The organism is Frankia sp. R82, from assembly GCF_023716925.1.
Taxonomy (GTDB): Bacteria; Actinomycetota; Actinomycetes; order Frankiales; family Frankiaceae; genus Frankia.
Genome location: NZ_JAMQQG010000034.1, coordinates 1 through 21,043, shown reverse-complemented (window position 1 = coordinate 21,043; position 21,043 = coordinate 1). Strand labels below are relative to the sequence as shown.

Annotated in this window: 19 protein-coding genes, 1 pseudogene and 1 riboswitch; of the genes and pseudogenes, 7 read left to right on the top strand and 13 right to left on the bottom strand. The window is 70.0% G+C overall.

Features of this window, described 5'->3' with window-relative positions; translation table 11 throughout:
• Position 1 precedes the first annotated feature (1 nt).
• Both vanA and vanX read left to right on the top strand, forming a co-directional pair.
• Positions 2–1,045, top strand: coding sequence for a D-alanine--(R)-lactate ligase (gene vanA, locus ND747_RS09245; RefSeq protein WP_251733077.1), 1,044 nt, complete (start codon positions 2–4; stop codon positions 1,043–1,045).
• On the top strand, positions 1,038–1,646 hold the full coding sequence (vanX, locus tag ND747_RS09240; protein ID WP_251733076.1) for a D-Ala-D-Ala dipeptidase VanX: 609 nt from the start codon (positions 1,038–1,040) through the stop codon (positions 1,644–1,646). Before vanA ends, vanX begins: the two co-directional genes overlap by 8 nt.
• A gap of 74 nt (positions 1,647–1,720) precedes the next feature.
• On the opposite strand, the gene ND747_RS09235 is transcribed toward vanX, so the two are convergent.
• From ND747_RS09235 to ND747_RS09215, 5 genes are all read right to left on the bottom strand, one after another.
• Positions 1,721–2,869 (bottom strand): HAMP domain-containing sensor histidine kinase, encoded by a 1,149-nt coding sequence (locus tag ND747_RS09235; RefSeq protein ID WP_251733075.1) that lies wholly within the window; start codon positions 2,867–2,869, stop codon positions 1,721–1,723.
• Positions 2,862–3,557 (bottom strand): response regulator transcription factor, encoded by a 696-nt coding sequence (locus ND747_RS09230; protein WP_251733074.1) that lies wholly within the window; start codon positions 3,555–3,557, stop codon positions 2,862–2,864. The genes ND747_RS09235 and ND747_RS09230 overlap by 8 nt, the downstream gene beginning before the upstream one ends.
• A gap of 181 nt (positions 3,558–3,738) precedes the next feature.
• Complete coding sequence (locus ND747_RS09225) at positions 3,739–4,575, bottom strand: ABC transporter permease subunit (RefSeq protein WP_251733073.1); 837 nt, start codon at positions 4,573–4,575, stop codon at positions 3,739–3,741.
• Positions 4,572–5,441 (bottom strand): ATP-binding cassette domain-containing protein, encoded by an 870-nt coding sequence (locus ND747_RS09220; protein WP_251733072.1) that lies wholly within the window; start codon positions 5,439–5,441, stop codon positions 4,572–4,574. Before ND747_RS09220 ends, ND747_RS09225 begins: the two co-directional genes overlap by 4 nt.
• Positions 5,438–5,878, bottom strand: a complete 441-nt coding sequence (locus tag ND747_RS09215) for a GntR family transcriptional regulator (RefSeq protein WP_251733071.1) — start codon at positions 5,876–5,878, stop codon at positions 5,438–5,440. Before ND747_RS09215 ends, ND747_RS09220 begins: the two co-directional genes overlap by 4 nt.
• A gap of 319 nt (positions 5,879–6,197) precedes the next feature.
• Between ND747_RS09215 and ND747_RS09210 the strand changes: the two are divergent.
• Both ND747_RS09210 and ND747_RS09205 read left to right on the top strand, forming a co-directional pair.
• Positions 6,198–6,737, top strand: a pseudogene (locus ND747_RS09210) (hypothetical protein); the annotation flags it as partial.
• Positions 6,738–7,127: 390 nt separating this feature from the next.
• On the top strand, positions 7,128–7,604 hold the full coding sequence (locus ND747_RS09205; RefSeq protein ID WP_251733069.1) for a MarR family transcriptional regulator: 477 nt from the start codon (positions 7,128–7,130) through the stop codon (positions 7,602–7,604).
• Positions 7,605–7,653: 49 nt separating this feature from the next.
• Here ND747_RS09205 and ND747_RS09200 read toward each other — a convergent pair whose 3' ends face one another.
• The 4 genes from ND747_RS09200 to ND747_RS09185 all read right to left on the bottom strand — a co-directional run bounded on the left by ND747_RS09200 (position 7,654) and on the right by ND747_RS09185 (position 13,211).
• Positions 7,654–8,790 (bottom strand): Fic family protein, encoded by a 1,137-nt coding sequence (locus ND747_RS09200; RefSeq protein ID WP_251733068.1) that lies wholly within the window; start codon positions 8,788–8,790, stop codon positions 7,654–7,656.
• Positions 8,791–8,906: 116 nt separating this feature from the next.
• Positions 8,907–10,097 (bottom strand): cytochrome P450, encoded by a 1,191-nt coding sequence (locus ND747_RS29745; protein WP_308204593.1) that lies wholly within the window; start codon positions 10,095–10,097, stop codon positions 8,907–8,909.
• Complete coding sequence (locus tag ND747_RS09190) at positions 10,072–11,352, bottom strand: type III polyketide synthase (RefSeq protein ID WP_285900240.1); 1,281 nt, start codon at positions 11,350–11,352, stop codon at positions 10,072–10,074. The genes ND747_RS29745 and ND747_RS09190 overlap by 26 nt, the downstream gene beginning before the upstream one ends.
• Before the next feature lie 191 nt (positions 11,353–11,543).
• Entirely contained in the window at positions 11,544–13,211 is a 1,668-nt protein-coding gene (locus ND747_RS09185; RefSeq protein WP_251733066.1) for an aldehyde dehydrogenase family protein, read from the bottom strand.
• Between the two features lie 393 nt (positions 13,212–13,604).
• Here ND747_RS09185 and ND747_RS09180 point away from each other — a divergent pair, with 393 nt between their 5' ends.
• Both ND747_RS09180 and ND747_RS09175 read left to right on the top strand, forming a co-directional pair.
• Positions 13,605–14,030: a nitroreductase/quinone reductase family protein gene (locus ND747_RS09180; protein ID WP_251733065.1), complete on the top strand. Its 426-nt coding sequence runs from the start codon at positions 13,605–13,607 to the stop codon at positions 14,028–14,030.
• 54 nt (positions 14,031–14,084) lie between these two features.
• Positions 14,085–15,317, top strand: a complete 1,233-nt coding sequence (locus tag ND747_RS09175) for an SDR family NAD(P)-dependent oxidoreductase (RefSeq protein ID WP_374216194.1) — start codon at positions 14,085–14,087, stop codon at positions 15,315–15,317.
• Positions 15,318–15,639: 322 nt separating this feature from the next.
• Here ND747_RS09175 and ND747_RS09170 read toward each other — a convergent pair whose 3' ends face one another.
• The 3 genes from ND747_RS09170 to ND747_RS09160 form a co-directional block, all read right to left on the bottom strand.
• Positions 15,640–16,551: a CbtA family protein gene (locus tag ND747_RS09170; protein WP_251733064.1), complete on the bottom strand. Its 912-nt coding sequence runs from the start codon at positions 16,549–16,551 to the stop codon at positions 15,640–15,642.
• A 17-nt stretch (positions 16,552–16,568) separates the two neighbouring features.
• A complete protein-coding gene (locus ND747_RS09165; protein ID WP_251733063.1) occupies positions 16,569–16,781 on the bottom strand; it encodes a CbtB-domain containing protein in 213 nt (70 codons plus the stop codon).
• Between the two features lie 56 nt (positions 16,782–16,837).
• Positions 16,838–16,917, bottom strand: a riboswitch (cobalamin riboswitch).
• A 102-nt stretch (positions 16,918–17,019) separates the two neighbouring features.
• Positions 17,020–17,679, bottom strand: coding sequence for an MOSC domain-containing protein (locus ND747_RS09160; protein WP_251733062.1), 660 nt, complete (start codon positions 17,677–17,679; stop codon positions 17,020–17,022).
• A 661-nt stretch (positions 17,680–18,340) separates the two neighbouring features.
• Here ND747_RS09160 and ND747_RS09155 point away from each other — a divergent pair.
• Positions 18,341–20,179, top strand: a complete 1,839-nt coding sequence (locus tag ND747_RS09155) for a DUF4407 domain-containing protein (RefSeq protein ID WP_251733061.1) — start codon at positions 18,341–18,343, stop codon at positions 20,177–20,179.
• A gap of 24 nt (positions 20,180–20,203) precedes the next feature.
• Here the strand turns inward: ND747_RS09155 and ND747_RS09150 are convergent.
• A partial coding sequence (locus tag ND747_RS09150) for a hypothetical protein (protein ID WP_374216193.1) occupies positions 20,204–21,043 on the bottom strand: 840 nt, incomplete at its 5' end.

The following is a 21,043-nucleotide window of genomic DNA, read 5'->3' as shown; positions in this document are numbered from 1 at the left end:
CATGGGTAGGCTGAAGATGGGAATCGTGTTCGGTGGCTCCACCGAAGAACATCCGGTCTCCGTCCGGTCCGCACAGGAGGTCGCCCGGCACCTCGATCCCGAGAAATACGAACCGTTCTGGATCGGAATCACACGCGACGGCGCGTGGCGGCTGTGTGACAGCCCGGCCGCGGGTTGGGAAGGCGGTGCCTGCCGTCCGGCCGTGCTGACACCGGACCGAAGTATCCACGGACTGCTCGTCCTCGATCGGGGACGGTACGAAGCGGTCGCTCTGGACCTCGTGCTGCCCGTTGTGCACGGTCGGCTTGGTGAGGACGGTGCGCTGCAGGGCCTGTTGGAGCTTTCTGGCATCCCCTACGTCGGTTGTGACGTGCAGAGCTCTGCGCTGTGCATGGACAAGTCTCTTGCCTATCTCGTCGTCAGCGGTGCGGGCATCGCCACGCCGAACTTCTGGCCGGTCGCGGCGAACACGGATCCCGACCCCGACCAGGTCACCTACCCGGTCTTCGTGAAGCCGGCCCGCTCGGGGTCGTCCTTCGGTGTCAGCAAGGTGACCCGGCGGGAAGAACTCCTGCCGGCGGTGGCGACCGCGCGACAGTACGACTCGAAGGTGCTGATTGAGGAGGCCGTCGTCGGCAGTGAGGTCGGATGTGCCGTCCTGGGGGAAGGTCCGGAGCTCACCACGGGCGAGGTGGATCGAATCTCCCTGAGTCACGGCTTCTTTCGAATCCATCAGGAGAGTGAACCCGAAAGCGGTTCCGTGAACTCGACGCCAGTCGTTCCCGCTGACATTCCGGCGGAGTCGCGCCAACTTGTCCAGGAAACAGCGAAAGCCATCTACGGTGTCCTGGGATGCCGGGGCCTGTCGCGAGTGGACATGTTTCTCAGGGCGGACGGAACGGTGGTCCTCAACGAGGTCAACACGCTGCCCGGGCTGACCTCGTACAGCCGCTATCCGAGAATGATGGCAGCCGTCGGACTGTCGCTCACCGAAGTGATCGACCGAATCGTGTCGTCGGCGCTGGCCAGGAAATCCCATGGATGAAAAGCTCGTTTTTGTGGACGAGTTCGTGCCCGGCATACGCTGGGATGCGAAGTATGCCACCTGGGACAACTTCACGGGCAGACCCGTGGACGGATACGTGGCAAACAGAGTTGTCGGCACGAGGGCCCTGTGCGCGGCCCTGGCGGAAGCGCAGCATGAGGCCGCCTCTCTGGGCTACGGCCTGCTGCTCTGGGACGGGTACCGCCCGCAGCGCGCCGTGGACTGTTTTCTGCGCTGGTCGGAACAGGCGGAGGACGGTCGGACGAAGCTGCGGCACTACCCGAACATCGAGCGACCCGAGATCCTTGAGCGGGGATATGTGGCCGCCCGGTCGGGTCACAGCCGGGGCAGCACCGTCGACCTGACGCTCTATCACCTGGCCACCGGTGATCTCGCTCCCATGGGTGGTGGCCACGATCTGATGGATCGGATCTCGCATCACGACGCCGGAGGAATCACACCGGTCGAGGCGCGAGGCCGGCAGCACCTCCGCGCCATCATGGAGCACTGTGGTTTTCGCCGGTACAACCGTGAGTGGTGGCACTACACGCTGAACGACGAACCCTTTCCGGACACGTACTTCGATGTCCCCATCAGGTGACGGCACCCGGCCGAGAACAGGCGGAAGGAGACCGGAAGCCAACCTCGGCGGTCGCGGCAGCGGTGATGGCGGCGTCACCTGGCCGTGTGCGGGGGCGCGGTGGGCGCGATGGGAAGGTGCACGGTGACACGGAGCCCCCCGTCGGCTCGGGGTGCGAGGGTGAGGGTCCCGTCGTGGGCCTGGACGATGCTCCTGACGATTGCCAGGCCGAGGCCGACACCTGCGTGGTCGGCGTGGGTGCGTCCAGTGCCGCGTTGGAACGGCTCGACCAGTGTGGCAGCCAGCTGCGGGGTGAGCCTTTCGCCGGTGTTTTCGACAGTGAGTCCGACCGTCGTCGGGTGCACGCTGGTCGTGATCCACACGGTGCCCTGTTCGGGCAGGTTGTGCACGATCGCGTTGTGCACGAGGTTCGTGGTCGTCTGCAGCAGGAGCGCATGCGAGCCGATGGTGGTGGCCACGTCGCCGGAGGTCTCGATCGTGACACCGTGTTTTTCGGCGAACGGCAGCAGCGTCTCCGTCGCTTCTTCCGCGGTCAGGGACAGGTCGACCTGTTCCCGGGTGAAGGTTCGCGCCTTGGCGCGGCTGAGTAGGAGCAGCGCTTCGGTGAGGTCGATTGCCCGGGTGTTGACCAGACGGAGACGGTCGACCAGTTCGCCGGTGTCGCGGTGCGGATCGTTACGGGCCACGTCGAGCAGGGTCTGCGTGATCGCCAGCGGGGTGCGCAGTTCGTGGGAGGCGTTGGCGGCGAATCGCTGCTGTTCGGCGTCGTGCGCCTCCAGCCGCGCGAGCATGGCGTCGAAGGCGTCGGCGAGTTCGCGGAACTCGTCCCGGCGGCCTTCCAGCTGGATCCGGTGGGACAGCGATCCGTTCGCGGCCAGCCGGGTCGCGTTGGTGATGCGCCGCAGGGGCGCGAGCATGCTGCCCGCGAGGATCCAACCGCCGAGCAGGCTGAACATCAGCAGGAACGCCAGCATGGCGGCGGCCTTCGGGACGAAGGCCTGCTGCAGGTCGGAGCGATCGGGTACGAACGGCCGGTCGGGCACGAACGTCAGCGGGCCGCGCCGCATCCCCGGTTCGGGCGGTGCCGTGTAGATCGTCTCGGGCACGTAGCGCAGCAGGAACACCCACACGACCGCGAGCAGCAGGACGCCCGCGAGCATGAGGAAACCGGCATAGCTGAGGGTGAGCCTGAGACGAATACTCGGACCGGGGGCCCTATCCATGGTTTCCGCCTGCCCGCCCGGTGCCGGGTGGTGTGTCGATGCGGTATCCGACGCCAGGTACGGTGGCGATGAGCCAGGGTTCGCCGAGACGTTTACGCAGGGCCGAGACGGTGATGCGCACGGCGTTGGTGAACGGGTCGGTGTTCTCGTCCCAGGCTCGTTCCAGCAGGTTTTCGGTGCTGATGACCCCGCCTTCGGCGGCGACGAGAACCTCGAGCACGGCGAACTGTTTCCTGGTCAGTGCGACATAGCGGCCGTCGCGGTAGACCTCCCTGCGAAACGGGTCCAGCCGCAGCCCGGCGATCTCCCGCACGGGTGGCCTGCGGTGCGCGCGCCTGCGGTCGAGCGCCCTGAGCCGGAGTACGAGCTCCCGCAGCTCGAACGGCTTCGTGAGGTAGTCGTCGGCGCCGATCTCGAATCCGGTGACCTTGTCGTCCAGCCGGTCGGCAGCCGTGAGCATCAGGATCGGCAGGCCGTTACCGGAAGCGACAATGCTTTCGGCGACCCTGTCGCCGGAAGGCCCGGGAATGTCCCGGTCGAGGACGGCTATGTCATAGGCGTTGATGTCCAACAGCTCCAGCGCGGCGTCACCGTCACCGGCGATGTCGGCCGCGATGGCTGCCAGGCGCAGCCCGTCGCGGATTGCCTCGGCCAGATAGGGTTCGTCCTCGACGATCAGTACACGCACGTTCCCGAGGCTACGAGCCGGCGCATATCGCCGGCATACCGAAACCGCGTGCGCGCCGCCATCATCGCGCCGCGCATCGGCCGTCCGTCGACGCGCGGCTGACCCGGCACGTTCGGCCCGGCATCGGCATGTCCGCGCCGATGCCGGGCCGATGCCGGGGCAGGTGGCGTGCAGGCGTGGATCAGGGCGTCCGGTGACGGATGGCACGCCAGCCGAGGGCCACACACGTGCCGGCCAGCACGAGCTGGACGGTCAGGAACGTCAGTTGCAGCGGCCAGAACTGGCTCGCGGGATGGTAGGTGTTCCCGTGCAGGATCCAGCCGTCACGGGGAACGCTGGGCCGAGGCCCGGTGTCCTGGCTGGTGGGGGTCAGCGTCTGGACGGCCCGTCCGGTGACCAACAGCAGGATGAGGAAACCGGCCAGGGCGATCCCGACGGCGGGCAGTGTGCGGCGCAGCCAGGCGCCGGCGGCCACGGCGAGGGCGAAGCACAGCAACGCCTCACCGGCCGGGGCCAGGTCGATGGAGAAGAACCAGGGCCAGCGGGAGCTGGTCAGTCCGCCTTCGGTGAGGGGGCGTTGGAGGCGGTCCGCGGCGAATCCGGCGACGGTCGCGGCGACGGCGATCCCGGCTGCCGCGGTGACCACCTTGGACAGGTACCAGCGGCGTCGCGACACCGACTGGGTCCAGGCGGCCAGGTGCGTGCGCTGTTCGAGGTCGCGCGCGACGAGCGGCGCACCGATCAGGGCGGCGATGACGGCGAGCAGCAGCGGAACGCCGAACTCGAACAGGGGAATCGCATAGTTGAACCGAGCACCGAACTGGTCGACACCGGCACAGTGGGAGCCACGCAGGGCACCCGGATCGAAGCCGGCCCGGATGCAGCCGGCGGCCCGGAACGGCTCGAGGGCGTTCGTGGCCCGCAGCCCGGACCAGAGCATGAGGCCGCACAGCGCAGCCACGGTGAGCAGCGCCCACAGCGTGGGGCCGCGGTGTTGGCGCCAGGCGAGCCAGGTCATCGGACGCTCTCCTGATGATCGGGGGACGGCTGTTCGAGGTAGCCGAGAACCAGTTCGTCGAAGGTCGGCAGCGTCTCGTCCAGACCTGGACCGAGGGCGGCGGCCGGGTCGCAGCGCAGCAGGGCCGTGGTCCGGCCGGCGGCGTCGCGGGCACAGATGACCGGCGTGGCGCGGGGCTCGGGCCAGCCCTGTGGCCCGGAGACGATCCGATGGGACTCGCGGAGGTCGTCGATGTCACCGACAAGACTCACCCGCCCGTCGCGCAGGACGATCAGATGATCGCAGATCCGCTCGAGTTCGGCCACGACGTGGGAGGAGAACACCACGGTGGCCCCGGAGTCGGTGCAGGCGGCGAACATGGACGCCAGGAACTCCCGGCGGGCGACCGGATCGAGGTTGGCCAGCGGCTCGTCCAGGAGCAGCAGGTCCGGGTGTTTCGCCAGGACCATGGTCAGCGCGAGCTGGGCGCGTTGCCCGCCGGAGAGGGTCTGCACGCGGGCCCGTGGCGCGATCTCGAGCTGGCTGATCCGGCCGCGTGCGAACGGTGTGTCGAAATGCGCGTTGAGGTGGCGGCCGGCCTCGAGGATCTCGGCGACCCGCAGCCGGGGCCACAACGGTGCGTCCTGGGCGACGAACCCGATCCGCGCCAGGCTCCGGGCGGGTGCCGCCCCGGCGACGTGCACCGATCCCTCGCTCGGTGCCAACAACCCGGCCGCCGTGTGCAGCAGGGTGCTCTTGCCCGAACCGTTCGGGCCGACCAGTGCCACGACCCGACCGGCCGGCACCTCGAGGGTGCACGCGCGCAGTGCCCAGCGCGACCGCCCGTACCGGTGACCCAGTCCGTCGGTGGCCAGCGCCGCCGTCATGCCGCGCCTCCCGACGCAACCGCGCCGGTGCTGCCCGGACGGCTGTCCGTGCGGACAGTGTCGCGGGCGACCGGCTCGTCCAGCGCCAGTGCGACCAGGGCCCGGATCTGTTCGGTGGACAGTCCGTGCTGGCGGGCCCGACCAACCCAGCGGTGCAGGGAGGCCAGCAACGCGGGTGGAGCGGTTACCGCCGGCAGGGGCGGCGAGGGCGCGACGAAGGTACCCACCCCCTGCCGGCGCACGATCAGCCCGGCATGCTCGAGCTCGCCGTAGGCCTTCACGACCGTGTTCGGGTTGACCGCGAGCGCCTCGACCACCTCCTTCACGGTCGGCAACCGCTCGCCCGGGCTGAGCCGACCGAGCATCACGTCCCGTTGGACCTGCGCGACAAGTTGCCGGTAGATCGGCACACCTGACCCGGCCTCGAGTCGGAACATCCACACCTCCTTGATTACCGGTCTACTAGAAGACTAGTAGACCGGTAATCAAGGGCAACAGTCAACCCGGTCGTCGGGTCGCCTGTCGGCATGCTCCGGCCACACTGCGCACCTGTCGCCGAAGGCGCGTCGTGTTTTGACGGGGTCCCGACGGAAGGCTAGGGCTGCGAGCTGGAGCATGCCCGTGGGCCGCCGCCCACCGGACCGCCGAGCACGGCGACGGGGTGGGCGGGCGCCGCAAGGCACCGGCCGGACCCCTGACCGGTCCAGACTCTGTCGCCGGCAGGCCGACCAGCCGACAGCAACCCAGAGGAATCTGATGGGTTTCAACCGGCTGATCGAAAAAGGCATCCCATTTGATGACCGGGTACGCACCTGGTCGTCATTAAATACTGTTCCCTACGATAAAAACGACATACATCCGTATACCCGGTGCCGGGTCATCGTCATGAACGGCGCCGAGTTCGAGGCGGTGGCGTTCAGTCACCAGTTCAACCGTCACACCGACGTGCCCGAACTGAAAGCCGCGCTCGCCCAGACCTGGGCGATCGAACAGCAGCAGCGGGTGGTGAACTGGCTGATCCCCGGCGAGGAAAGCACATTGGTGGTCACCCTCGGCTACGAACAGGAGGCTGTGGACCTCACCGCGTGGCTCGCCCGCTCAGAACCGGACCCGTATCTGAAGCTCACGTACGACTTCGGGCTGCTCGAGGACTTCGATCACATCTACCGCTACGCGAACCTCTATGAACTGCTCGAAGGCAAGCGGGCCGAGGACGTCGTGAACCGCCTCACCGAGGTGATGCCGGGACGGCCGACGGCCAACGAACACCGCGACCCGCGGGGCAGCGCGAGGCGGTGTGGTCGGCAAGCCGTTCGAGCTCGTGGGCCTCCCGCGGCTGCCCGCAGCTACGGCAGATGTCCACCCGCGGGGGCGTGGGGCGCACCGGAGCGTCGAGTGAACCGAGCTGCGCCGGCCCCATGATCCTGAACAGGAAGCGGTAGAAGCGGCCGGGACTGCCCGCGGTCACTGCGCCCGCCGCGTCCACGCTGTCCGCTGAGCCGACCGTGTGGTCCTGGACCTTCATCCGTCGCCCTCCCTCGTCGACCGCTGTCGACCGCTGCGCCTGCCGCATCGCCGGCCGAAGCTTGGTGCTCTATTGATTAGTGCACACATGAATCGTACGCGATCGCTTCGTTGGCTAGCCAGGTATCCTGGCCATGACACACGCCACGGAGGGAGCGGCCCGTGCTCGAGGACAGCGCGCCTGTCGGTGAGGACCTCGGGGAGGATCCCCTCGCGCTGGAGCGGCAGGTGTGTTTTGCCCTGTCGGTTGCCTCCCGGCTGGTGATCGGGGTATACCGACCACTGCTGGAACCACTCGGCCTGACGCACCCCCAGTACCTGGTGATGCTGGCCCTGTGGGAACGCTCGCCGCGCTCGGTGAAGGACCTCGGTGGTGCCCTGCTGCTGGACTCGGCCACGCTCTCCCCGCTGCTCAAGCGGCTGGAGTCGGCGGGCTACGTGTCCCGGCGCCGGGCCGCCACCGACGAGCGCCTGCTGACGCTCGAACTCACCCCGGCCGGCAGTGCGTTGCGGCAGGAGGCGCTGAAGATTCCCTACGCCGTCGTCGATCGCCTGGGCGTCGAGATCGCCGACCTGCAGGAGCTGCACGGCGCACTCACCCGGATCATCGGAGCCGCCCGCCAGGCACCGGCACGCTGACACCCGCGAGGGCATCGGATCACCCCGGTGATGTGGGCGGTGGTTCCCGTCAGATGGTGTAGGGCTTCCTCAGGGTCATGGGCGTGCGGGCGAGATCAAGTGCTGGTTGGGGGAAACGGGGGCCTGCGGTGTAGTAGCGGGCTCGGGTGCGACCGACCGGTGCCAGGATCTGGGCGGTGGTGAGGTCGCGGAGATCTCGTTGGGCCTGTTGCAGGCTCAGGCCCTCGGCGTGCTCGTAGCGTGAGCGGCGCACCCGCCCGGCCATGGCCACGTCGTGCAGGGCGGTGACCACCCGCTCGTCCAGCCCGGTGCGCTCGGTGAACGCGGAGAGCGCGGCCCCCACCCGTCCGGAGCGGTCGAGTCGGCCTGCAACGGTCTGGGCCTGCTGGTGGTAGGCGGTCAGACTGAACCGGATCCAGCTGGAGACGTCCTGGTCGGGAAGGTAGTTCGGGCCCCGGTCGGCGAGTTCGCGGTAGTACTCCCAGGTGTTGCCGGGGCGGCCGAGCCATGCCTCGATGGAGGAGAACTCCGGGGCGAGGACGCCCTCGCGTGCGATCATGAGCGTCTGCAGTGAGCGGGACATCCGGCCGTTGCCGTCGGCCCAGGGGTGGATGGACACAAGATGTAGATGCGCCATGGCCGCCCGCACCAGTGCAGGGGTTTTGTCGTCGGTGTTGAGCCACTCGACGAGTTCCGCCATCAGCGCCGGAACGGTCTCGGCATCCGGCGCTGTATAGGCCGCAATGCTGGGGTCGCGGGCATCGGTGACGTATACCGGACCGCGGCGCCACTGCCCGGCCGGCCGGTGCATAGTGTGCCGGTGGCCCTGCAACATCCAGTGCAGCGCGTTGAACAGGCCTTTGCCGTAGCGGAAATCCTCGGCGTCGTGAAGCGTCTGGAGGTAGGTCATCATCCGCTGATAGGCCAGAGTCTCCTCGCGGTTCTCGTCGGAGACCTCGACATCCCGCTCGCCGTCCATCAGGTCCTCGACGTCGATGGTGGCCACCTTGAAGCCCTCGATGGAGTTGGAGGCGGCGACGGCGTCGGCGGTCAGGAACTTCCGGAGCCCCACAGTCCATCTCGCCGGCGCAGCCTGGATCTGATGGCGCAGCGACTCCCGCATGCTGTCGATCTCGCCGAGAACCTGATCATCGGTAGCCCGGAGGGCGGGTGTGGGGTAGAGCACGCATCAACGATAGATTGACGCAGTCATAGTGTCAATCCGTCGCGGTGGCTGTGGAGGTGTTCCGGCGTCATCCGGTTCGGTGGCGTCGATGTCATGGCCGGTGGGCCATGAGGGTGTCACCAGGTGATGGGGAGGCGCTCGGGGTAGCGCCAGATGGAGCCGGTGTGCCAGGGGATCTCGTCCGCGGGGATGGCCAGGCGCAGGGTGGGGAAGCGGGCCAGCAGGGTGGCGAAGGCCAGGCGCAGGACCGCGCGGGCCAGGTTCGCGCCGAGGCAGTAGTGGAGGCCGTGGCCGAAGGCGAAGTGGGTGGTGGGCGGACGGTCGAGGTCGAGGTCGCCTGGATGGTCGAAGACCGCGGGGTCGCGGTTGGCGGCCAGGTAGGAGACGTGCACGGCCTCGCCGGCGCGGATCGTCACACCACCGAGTTCCACGTCGGTGCGGGCGATCCGGGCGATGCCGACGCCCTGGCGGAACGGGATGTGACGCAGGACCTCCTCGAGGGCCTGGTCGAGCAGTTCGGGGTGGGTGCGGACCCGGGCGAGCTCGGCCGGGTGGGTGAGCAGGGTGTAGAGGATGTTGCTGAGCTGGTAGGTGCTGGTGTCGTGGCCGTTCACGGTGAGCACGAGGGCCATCACGCCCAGCTCGGTGTCGTCGAGGGCATCGGTGCCGTCCGCGCCGTCGCGGGCGGTGGCGAGGGTGCTGATCAGGTCGTCGCCGGGGTTGTCGCGGCGGCGGATGGCGAGCTCGCTGAAGTAGGCGCGCAGGGATGTCTTGGCCGCGCGGCTGGCCTGCGCACCGGCGCTGGTGGACATGAGGTCGAGGACCCGGCGGCGGATCTGTGGCCGGTCGTCCGGGGAGATCGCCAGCAGCTCGCAGATCGTGTCCAGGGGCAGCCGGGCGGCGAACTGCCGGGTGAACTCCGCCGGCGGGCCGGCGGCGGCGAGCTCGTCGAGCAGGCCGTCCACGATCGTCTGGATCCTGGGTGTCATCCGGGCGATCTGCTCGGGCGCGAGGGCCTGGGCGGCCAGACGGCGCAGTCGGGTGAGGTCCGGCGGGTCCAGATGGTTGATCGCGTCGGGTTGCGCGATCGGTTCGGGGGTCATCCGCGGCAGGTCCCGGCCGACGGTTGCGGCCCGGCTGAACCGCGGATCGCTGACCACCCGTCGGACGTCGTCGTAGCGCGTCACCAGCCACGCCCAGCCCGTACCGTGCGGCATCGTGATCCGGGTGATCGGCCGCTCGTCGCGCAGCCGCTCCAGCAGCGGGTCGGGCTCGAGCGCCTCACCGTGGTCGAACGGGCAGTGCACCACGTCGGCCCGCGCTGGGTCGGCCCGCGTTGGGCCGGCCGGTGCCGGGTAGGTCCGCGAGGTGGCGGACACCGTCGTGGCGGACACCGTCGTGGCGGACGGGGGCGGGCCGGCCGGTGCTGTGGGGTTCGGCTTCACGCGGGTTCTGGCGGGCATGCGCGCGTCCTTCCTCGGAACGGTCGTCCAGGGGGCGGTCGGGGCAGCTGGTCCAGGTACCGATGCAGGTCTCGGCCGTGATGCCCGGGCCGAAGCCGGCAATCATGCCGCGGGCACCGGAGTTGAGCGTGTCGTCGTCGAACATCCGGCGCAGCGCGTCGAGGACGACGGCGCTCGCGATGTTGCCGTAGTCGGTGAGGGTCGCCCGGCTGTGCCGAAAGGCCGAGTCCTCGACGTCCAGGATGGCGCCCAGATCGTCGAGGATGCGCGGGCCGCCGGCGTGGATGATGTAGAAGTCGAGGTCGCCGGCCTCCCAGCCGTGGCTGCGGGCCAGGGTGTGCAGCGCGGGGGCGAGCATCGCCATGGTGGTCGGGACCCGCCGGTCGAGCTGGAAGTGGAAGCCCGTCGACCGCACGGCGTAGGAGATCCAGTCCTCGGTGTCCGGCACCAGGTACGAGCCGTTGCGTTCCAGTTCGACCCCCCGCAGCCCCGGCCCGCCCCCGCCGCGCACCACCGCGGCGGCCACCGCGTCGCCGAACAGCCCGTTGGCCAGCAGGTTGCCGACTTCGACATCGTCCGGCTGGTAGCACAGCGAACAGAACTCACAGGCGACGATCAGCACGTTCGCGTCCGGGTAGGCGAGGCAGAAATCGGCCGCCCGGTTGATCGCGGCCCCGCCGGCGGCGCAGCCCAGCTGCGCGATCGGGATCTGCCGGGTGTCGGACCGGAACCCCAGGTTGTTGATCATCCAGGCGGTCATCGACGGCATCAGGAACCCGGTGCAGGACACGAAGATGATCGCGTCGATGTCGGCGGCACCGACCCCGCCCGAGTGCAGTGCTCCCCACACCACCGGCGGTACGCGGCGCCGCGCCTCGCGGGCATACACGAGGTTGCGGGCCTCGAACCCCGGATGCTCGAGCGTCCGCGCGATCGGCTGGACGAGATGGCGCTCGCGCACCCCGGTGTGCGCGATGAGCTGTAACACCAGCTCCAGGCGGGGGTGGTCGGCGTGCAGCCGGTGGGCCAGGTCCAGGGTCTGCGCCATGGTGATCACGTGCTCGGGCACCGCGACGGACGGGCGGCAGAGAATCGGCATCCGGACGCCTTTCTGGCAGCTGCGTCAACCCGGCACGTTCACCGCGGTGTCCGCGTCCGTGCCCCAGGTCGGATACCTACCCGGCCGTCGCTACGTGTACTCACTTCGTTGCTTCATGTGTCGAACGGCCTGCGGTCGGATCCCCGCAACACCCGAAGACCGGTCAGCCGTGGACATCACTCGGCGCGGGGTCAGACGAAGTCGATGTTCTGCGCGAGGGGGAGGGCGCCGGAGTAGTTGATGGTGTTCGTGGCGCGGCGCATGTAGGCGCGCCAGGCGTCCGAGCCCGCCTCGCGACCGCCACCGGTGGTCTTCTCACCGCCGAACGCGCCGCCGATCTCCGCGCCGGACGTGCCGATGTTGACGTTCACGAGGCCGCAGTCCGATCCGTCCGCGGCCAGGAAACGTTCGGCCTCGCGCTGGTCGGTGGTGAAGATCGACGAGGACAGGCCCTGCGGGACGTCGTTGTGCAGTGCGATCGCCTCGTCCAGGGTGCGGTAGGTCAACAGATAGAGGATGGGGGCGAAGGTCTCGGTGCGCACGATCGCGGTCTGTGCCGGCATCCGCACCAGCGCCGGCTCCACGTAGAACGCGGACGGGTCGGAGTCGGCCCCCTGCGGGGCTTCGGCCCTGCCCGGTCCGCCCGGTCCGCCCGGGGTGACGGATGTGCCCGTGATGCTGGATCCGGCCGAGGTGCTGGATCCGGCCGAGGTGTCTGTGGTGGCGGTGATGGTGGGGCGGCGGTCGCCGCCGGTGAGGATCGTGCCGCCGTCCGCGACGGCCTGCCGCAGGGCCCGGGCCATACCTTGGTGGGCGTGCCCGTCGATCAGCGGGCCGACGAGCGTGCCCTCGGCGAACGGGTCGCCGATCGGCAACCGCGCGTATGCGGCGCACAGTCGGGCAGCGAGCTCGTCCGCGATCGACTCGTGGACGATCAGGCGGCGCAGCGTGGTGCACCGCTGACCGGCGGTGCCCACGGCGGCGAAGACGACCGCGCGGGTCGTGAGGTCGAGATCCGCGGACGGCGTGACCACGGCCGCGTTGTTCCCGCCGAGTTCGAGGATGACCCGACCGAACCGGGCAGCGATCCGGGGGGCGACCTGCTCGCCCATGGCCTGCGAGCCGGTGGCGCTCACCAGCGGCACCCGCGGACTGTCGACGAGCACCGCCGCGTCCGCCGCGCTGGCGGGGACCAGCACGTTCAGGTTCGCCGGCGCACCGACGTCGGCCGCTGCCCGGTCGAACAGGGCCGTGCACGCGGCGGCGGTGAGCACGGCACGCGGCGACGGCTTCCACACCACCGTGTTCCCGCAGACGGCCGCCAGCGCCACGTTCCACGACCACACCGCCGCGGGAAAGTTGAACGCCGAGATCACGCCGACCACGCCGAGGGGATGCCAGGTCTCCATCAGCCGGTGGCCCGGCCGCTCCGAGGGCATGGTGCGTCCGGTGAGCTGACGGGACAGCCCGACCGCCAGATCGCAGATGTCGATCATCTCCTGGACCTCGCCGAGCGCCTCGGAACGGATCTTGCCGACCTCGATGCCGATCAGATCGGCCAGGTCGGCGCGGCGCCGACCGACCAGTTCGCCGAACCGCTTCACCAGCGCACCCCGGGCGGGTGCCGGCACCATCCGCCAGCGTCCGAACGCCTCGTGCGCCGCGTCGATCGCCGCGGCCACGTTTCCTGCGTCCGCGGTGGTGACGTCGAAAAGCGCCTCCCCGGTGATCGGCGTCCGGATCGTGAGCGCGCCCGTGCGCGGCGTGGTGACGCCGCAGCGGTACAACGCGGCCAAGGCGCGTTCGCGCAGCTCACGGGTGTCAGGTAGCACCACGGGGCCGGCGGCGACCGGGCTCATGGGCGGCGTCCCTTCACGACGGCTGGCCGACTCGGTGCACGTCCCCGATCCTCGCCTGCCGACGGCGACCCGGCATCTCCGTTCGCCTCGTCAGCCGGGTGGCGTCATCCGAACGACATCGTCCGGACGGGGAGGGTGGGTGCCCGAACAGGACGAGACGGACGGTCGGCGGGGACGAGAGCGTGCGGACGAAAGCGTGCGTCCGGACGGAACAGAGGTGACCGACCGGACGGGGCGAGACGGACGGTTGGACCGGGCACGGGCGGGGTGAGCTGGGAAGGACGGGCGGGGGCCCGCGTTCGGGGGACGCGAACGAGACAATTCGTACCCGTGTCGGGCGGCGGCCGTAAGGATCGGTTGAATGTTGCGGTGAACGGTGGAGGAGGTTGGGAGATGGCGAAGGGTCAGAGGTTCAGACTGCTGAACCGGGCTCATGGCGTCCTTGTCCGGGTGACCGGGGGGCGCCTGGGCTGGCGGGCCGGTGGCATGCCGGTGCTGGAAGTGATCACCACCGGTCGGCGTTCGGGCCGTCCGCACACGCTGCGGCTGACCTCGCCGGTGCGGGACGGGTCCACGATCGTCCTGGTGGCCTCCCGTGGCGGCGACGACCGGGATCCCGACTGGTTCCTGAACGTCTGCGCGAATCCGGACGTCCAGGTGCGGGCGCGAGGCGAGCAGTGGCGGTCGATGCGGGCCCGGCAGGCGACCCCGGACGAGCGTGGCCAGCTGTGGCCGCAGGTTGTCACGAACCGGTGGTATCGCGGCTACGAGGCGAAGACCGAGCGGGTGATCCCGCTCGTCCTCCTGGAGCCCGCCTGAGTGGTCCCCACCAACACCACACACGATGGGACGGGCGCATGATGGAACGGGCAGATGGCAGGACGGCGGGACGACAGGCGGCCGGGCCCCATGCGTGATCATGGCCAACAGGCCGTCGGCTGGGGCCTCGCCGACGTGCCCGACCTGCATGGACGGCAGATCGTCGTCACCGGCGCCGATTCCGGCATCGGTTTCGAGATCTCCCGGGTGCTCGCCGGCCGCGGCGCCACCGTCATCATGGCCTGCCGCGACGTCGCGTCGGCCGAGGCGGCCGCCGCCCGCATCCGCGCGGACGTTTCGTCCAGGGCGGCCCCGGCAGCCGGCGCGAACGCCGCGAACGCCGACCTGGTCGCTGCTGCCGCGATGCCCGTCACGGTGTCCGCGGCCAGGGGATCCGCCGGCCGCGAGCGACCGTCCGGTGTCGGGTGGCCGTCCGCGGCCGTGGGACGGGCTGGGGCCGCAGGATCATCCGGCCTGGCCGGCCCGACCGGTATCGGGGGACGGCGCGATGTCGCGGCCCGGGCGGACGTTCGGGTGCAGCGACTTGATCTGGCGTCGCTGACCTCGGTTCACGCGGCGGCCATGCAGATCCGGGCCGCGTGTCCACGGCTCGATCTTCTGATCAACAACGCGGGGGTCATGCGACCGCGCGTGTCCGCTACCGAGGACGGGCTCGATCCGACCCTGGGCATCAACTATGTCGGCCATTTCGCCCTCACCGGCCTGCTGCTCGACCGGCTGCTCGCCACCCCGCACTCGCGCGTCATCACTTTGAGTAGCCTTGTTTACCGGATTGGTCGAGTCCGACCGGCTGCTCGTGGTTTCGTCCGCCGCGACCCCATGTGGGCGCCGGGCAGCAGGGCGGCGTACCCGACCTCCAAACTGGCCATGCTGATGTTCGCCATCGAACTGCAGCGCCGTCTTGGCGCGGCGGGCGCCCCGACCATCGCGGTGGCCGCCCATCCTGGTGTGGCGCGGACCGGCCTGGTCCGCGAACTGCCGGTGGTCATGCGCGCCTTCATGACGGACCAGATGGCTCCGGTGATGGGCTGGCTCATCCAGGATGCGCAGACCGGGGCGCTCGCACCGATCCGGGCCGCCGTGGACCCCGGCGTGCGCGGCGGCGATTTCTATGGCCCGAACGGGCTGTTCGGTAGCACTGGCTCGCCAGTACCCACCCGGGCGGGCCGCACCGCCCGCAACCGTGACCTCGGCCGGCTGCTGTGGGCCGAGTCCGAGCGGATCACCGGCGTCCGCTACCCGCTCGGACCCCCCGCCACCCCCTGACCCACGCCCGCCTGACCCACGTCTGTGCCTGACCCACGTCTGTGCCTGACCCACGTCTGTGCCTGACCCACGTCTGTGCCTGACCCACGCCCGTTCGGCGGTTCGGCGAGGGCGCCCGCGACGGCCACCGCGCCCACCTCCGGATGCCGACGTCCATCGCCGTCCGAGAGCAGGCGCGACCATGACCGCGATGGCCGCCGGCTGGCCGCTGACATGTGGAGGGTTGTTCGGGGATCAGGGCCCGATTTCCCGAACAACCCTCCACCTGACGATGGCGCCGCAGTTTCCTCGCGGATATGGGTCTCGCCAGGGGCCAGAGCACCTAACTCGCGGTGGACGCGGCGGCGGCCGAGGGGCGGTCGGCGGCAGCCGCCCCGGTGACGGGACGCGGAGCGCGCACCCGGGCGGGGGCGCCGGCGAGGCGTTCGGCGAGTGTGCCGAAACCGAAGCCGATCGTCAGCCACAGGATCAACTGGCTGATCACCGAGTAGAACCGGAACCGGAACAGCAGGTCGGCGTCGAAGCCGGGGTACACGATCACACCCCGGGCATCCCGCAGCGGCTGCGGTGTCTCCGTGGCGAAGGTGCCGTACTCGGCCTTGTTCGACGCCAGGTGCCCGAACGACGGCAGCAGCCCCATCGCCACGCCGACGAGCACGAAGAACACGACCGCGCCGAGCAGGCTCGCGTTCCAGGTGCCGACCCGCCCGGCCAGCCATCGCCCGGCGATGACGGCCAGCACCAGCGAGATCACCGACACCGCGACCATCGTCACGTACAGCGCGCTGCGGGCGCCGATCGTCTCCTCGTGGCCGATCGCCGGCGGGTTCGCCGGGTACTTGGCGAACGGCACCAGGTACAGGCTCACGAATCCCGCCCCGGCGACCAGCGCGGCCAGCACCCGCGGCCGGATCTGCGGGTAGCGCCGGGAGACGAGCAGGTAGGCGACGACGAACAGCCCGCCGAGTGCCAGCCCGAACACGGCCATGCCCACCCCGATGCCGAGGTTGCGCTGCACCGAGCGGCTGAAGACCTCCGCTGCCTCGTGCCCGCCCGCGCCGCCGTGCCCGAGGCCGGCGGCGTGGTCGAGAGCGTCCTGGGCGGCGTCCCGGCCGCTCTCGTAGTCGATCGCGTCCTGGATGAACGGCTCGGCGAAGATGCGGGCGAACACGAACGCCAGCAGCCCGCCGAGCAGCCCCACACCCAGGCCGCGGTAAATGTGGCGAAGCTCCACCGCGGCAGCCCTCCCGCTCAGTGGCAGGGGAAGCCGAGGAAGTGGCGCGCGTCGTGGACGAACTCGTGGATGTGCGTGTCCGACCCGAACAGCGAGGTCGCGCCCTGGTCGACGCCGATGAAGTACAGCAGCGCCAGCGACAGCAGCGCGGTGAGGCCCAGCGCCAGCCGACGGGCGGTCAGCGGGAACGTGACGGAGTGCTGCCGTGGCTCGACGACAGGTGTGGTCATGAAGGATCCTCCTGGGGGATCGTGCGTCCCGGATGTTCGGACTCACCTGCGCTCGGGTCTGGCTTGCGGCCCCTCCGCGGAGGTGCGGACGGACCGGTCACAGTGGCGCGACCGCGCCGGATTTCCACCGGCTTCCTTACACAGGCGCTCGAAGTATGCGGTTAACCCAGATCATTGTCAACGCACCCAACGGACGCACCTCCTGTGCATCTACCGGTATGACCCCAGATAGTGCGCATCAGCAGGTGGAGGTGGAGGTGGAGCCGGGTCGGGCGAGGCGGCGGTGCACCCGGTCGCTGATGTCGGTGGCGAGGACGTCGGTGACGTCGCCGAGGTCGGGCAGGCGCTCGGGCTCGGTCGTCAACGCGCGGAACACCAGGCCGACGGTGATGTCGTGGCCGGGTCGGTGCGCGACGGTGATCGGATCACCGGCGGTGACCGCACCCGGCGTCCGCACCCGCAGGTAGGCGCCCGGCGTGGCCCGCTGGGTGAACCGGGCGATGAGGTCGGGGACGTCCCAGAACCCGGCGAACACCCGGCAGGGGACCCGTGGCGCGGACACCTCGAACACCGCCGAGCCGATCGCCCACAGCTCGCCGATTCGGGCGCCGGTGACGTCGAGGCCCTCCGTGGTGAGATTCTCGCCGAAGGTGCCGGGGCGAATCCGCCGGCCCAGCGATTCCTTCCACCAGGCGTAGTCCTCGTGGGCGAAGGCATATCCGGCTCGGTCGACGCCGCCGTGGAACCGCCGGTCACAGACGGTGTCCCCACTGAGGCCCGCGGGCCCCGCGTGCACCGGGCCACTGACCGGGCGCTTGTCGATGCCGCTGCGGCCCATCCGGCCCGTCCAGGCGCCGTCCCGAACGATGGCGAGGTTGACCGTCAGCAGACGTCCCATCGGCCAGCCCACCGTCCCAGGCCCACAGCGGATCATGAACGTCCACCCGCGGCGAACCTATCACCGGGCGGACGTATCGGTTACTCGTGATCGCGGCAGTGGTCCTCGGTACGCCGCCGCGGCGCCTGACTGGCCGGGCGGCGCAGGCCCGTGCAGCGCGCCGACTATCTGTCCCACCCACTCCCGCGAGACGTTGCGGCCCGGGCTGGCGGCGAACAAGGATGTTCGCGAATAGCCGGCACGCCTGCACGCATACCCGCGGGGGTCATGTCCATGGCCAGCTGGTGGTGCCGGCCCAGGACTTCGGCGAGCCCCGCGCGGTGGACAACGCGTCGGGAGGTCGCGCTCTGCGGGAAGGCCTTGATCGATCTTGTCGATGGCAGGGTTGGCTCGATGGATGAATGCGCTGGTCAGCGTCCCGTGCGCCAGGGTGATGCGGGAAGAGCAAGGGTATCGGTCCGGGTTTTGTGGGGCTGGGTGAGGTCTTTGGGCGGGCCGCTGTCGATCCTGCGGCGCGGAGCGTCGTTCGTCGGTACGGACCTGGGAATCGCCCGGGTTGGGGCGGGTCGGTGGGGAGTATCGTGCGGGGGCGGCGCCGTTACGGGGGATGCGGTGGGCGGGGGAGTCGGGTATGTGGGGGATCGGTACGGGGGTTCGCGGGATGCCGGGTGTGGTCGGCGGGTTCGTCCGCGCGCCGTTTCACGGCATGGGTCAGTTCATGCTGTGGTTGTCCACGGCGAACCTGAAGGTTCTCGAGCGGTTTCCGTCCGACCGGCCGAAATATGTCGGCCTCGGCAGCGCGGTGTTCATTACCTCGGCCATGGCGGCGATCTCGAGTGGTTTCGCCCTGCGGATGGGGCTGGATCTGCCGATCGTGGTGTGTGTCGTCCTCGGGCTGCTGTGGGGCTGCGCCATCATGGGGTTCGACCGGTGGTTGCTGGCGACGGCGGGGCGGTCCAACATCTGGATGCTGCTGCCCCGGGCGGCGCTGGCATTCCTCATCGGGCTGGTGGTGTCGACACCGTTCGTGCTGCGCATCTTCCAGCCGGAGATCATGCAGCAGGTCGCGCTGATCCAGGCCGAGGCCGCGACCAGCCAGCAGGCGAGCTGGAGCGACCCGAACAATCCCATCGTGCGTCGCATCGGCCAGCTGAACGGGGACATCACCCGGCAGACCGTTCTGGTCAACACCGATGGTGGTGCCACCGTCGAGAACGACGAGACGGTGCGCTCCCTGGTCGCGAAGCTGAACCCGGACATCGACCCGATGCGGACCTACAACCGGTATCGGCAGCAGGTCAACTGCGAGGAGTCCGGCGGCACCGACTGCGGTGACGGGGTCGGCTCGGGGCGCCCCGGAGACGGTTTCCGTACCGAGCGGGCGAAGCAGCGCGCCGACGAGTACTACCGCACCTACGTGCAACCCCTGGAAACCCAGCTGACCACGGCTCGGGAAAACGCGGCGAAGGCGCTGCCCGTCCGGCAGGCAAAGGCCGTGCAGGATGCGAAGGAGCAGATCGGAAGGGACCAGAAGGAACTCGCTCCGCTGGTCGAGCAGCGTGACCGGCTGCGCAACGCGTTCGACACGTCGAACCGGGAGAACACCGGCCTGCTGATCCGGATGCAGGCGCTCGGTGACCTCACCAAGCGCAACGCCACGATGCGCACCACGCACTACACCCTGTTGGCGTTCATCACTGCCATCGACTGCCTGCCGATCCTGTTCAAACTGTTCATGCTGCTGGGCCACCGCAACCGCTACGAGGAGGGTCTGGAGGCCGAGGAACGCGAGCATCTGGCGATCTCCCGCCAGCACAGCCGCCGACTGCGGGCCGAGCAGACGATTTACCAGACGGACACGTTGCGCGAGGTCCAGGCCGCCCGGGACGAACGTGACGAGGCCGTCGAAGAGCTGGCCCGCCGCACCGTGCGCGACCAGGTCGAGATCGCCGAACGTTCCCTCGACCGGTGGAAACGCGAGCAGCTGGACCGGGTCGACTCCGACCCGAACTACCTGCACGGCGGGCAGGTCCCCGTGCCGAGTGTGCTGCCGGCCTACCAGCGGCGCACGAGCGCCGACGATGTGCCCGGCCCGCCCCAGCCGCGGCAGTGGCCCCCGCCCGGTCAGGTCCGCAACGACCGGCGCTTCGGACGCCGCCAGTCCGACCGCGACCAGGACCAGGACCGAGACGGCGATCAGGAGCGTGGCCGGGACCAGGTCCGTGAGCCCGTCCCCGACCACGCGCGCCGGTTCGGGGAATCGGGCCGGTCCGGGCGCTTCGATCGATCGTCCGGACGGACGCCGGCGCAGGGGTGGTCGCCGGACGAGGACGAGCCCACCGTGGTTCCCCACGGCGCCACGGGCAGATCGTCCGACCCGGGGCCAGGGTGGAACCCCGCGAACGGACGCATCGGTGAGCCCCAGGCCCACCCGGACGACCCGGCGGACGAGACGGTCGTCGTCGCGCCGCCGGGCGAGCAGGTCGGTGACCTGTGGTGACGGGCAGCGGGGAGCGGGGTGTCGCTAGCGGGTGGGGCGGGTGTTCGGGCCGTCCACGTAGGATCTGATCAGGTCGGTCCACGTCTCGTGGGTCCGGCGCAGGCGCCGGCCCTGGCCGGTCCGGACGTTCAGATACCGGCCGATGGTGTCCCGTAGCCCGGACGGCACGCGATGCACGCGCACGACCATCATGGCCAGCAGATCCAGGATCTCCTCCTGCGCGTCCGGCCTGGTCGGCCAGCCGGTGCGGTCCAGGGAGGCGGCGAGGCCGTCCAGCACCCGGCCGGCAGCCTCGACGGTCCGCAGGTCAGGGGTGTACCGCTCGACCATCAGGTCGAAGTCCTCGAACAGGGCCGACCCGTAGGCGGACCGGTAGTTGCTGGTCATCCGGGTAACCAGCGGAAACACCGGTCCGGCGCCGAGCAGCAGACAGGCGAAGTCGAGGTGGGCCTCCTCGTTGCCGTCACCGGCCGTGACCCGGCCGATCTCCTCGGCCCAGCCGGTCTGCTCCGCCGCAGACAGGGTGCCGAGCACGGCCACCCGGGTGAGCCAGGTCCACAGCGGTGGCCGCAGCTGCCGGCCGTGCCCGGTCAGCCGGGCGAGGCGGACCGCCGCCAGCGCGTACCGGCTGTCCGCCCACAGCTCGCGGCCGGTGCGGGCGAGCTCGGGGAAGTTCACCGTCCCCGGCCGGCCGGCGAGTACGTCGGTGAACGGACGGACGGCCTCGACGAGCTGCGTCGCCCCGGTGAGCCAGCCGAGCCAGCCCGCCGTGTGCGCGGCCGCGGCGAGGCCGTACAGCAGACCGACGATCTCGCGGTGCCGTTCGTCAACGGTAAGATCACCCTTGACCGAACCCTCGGCGGC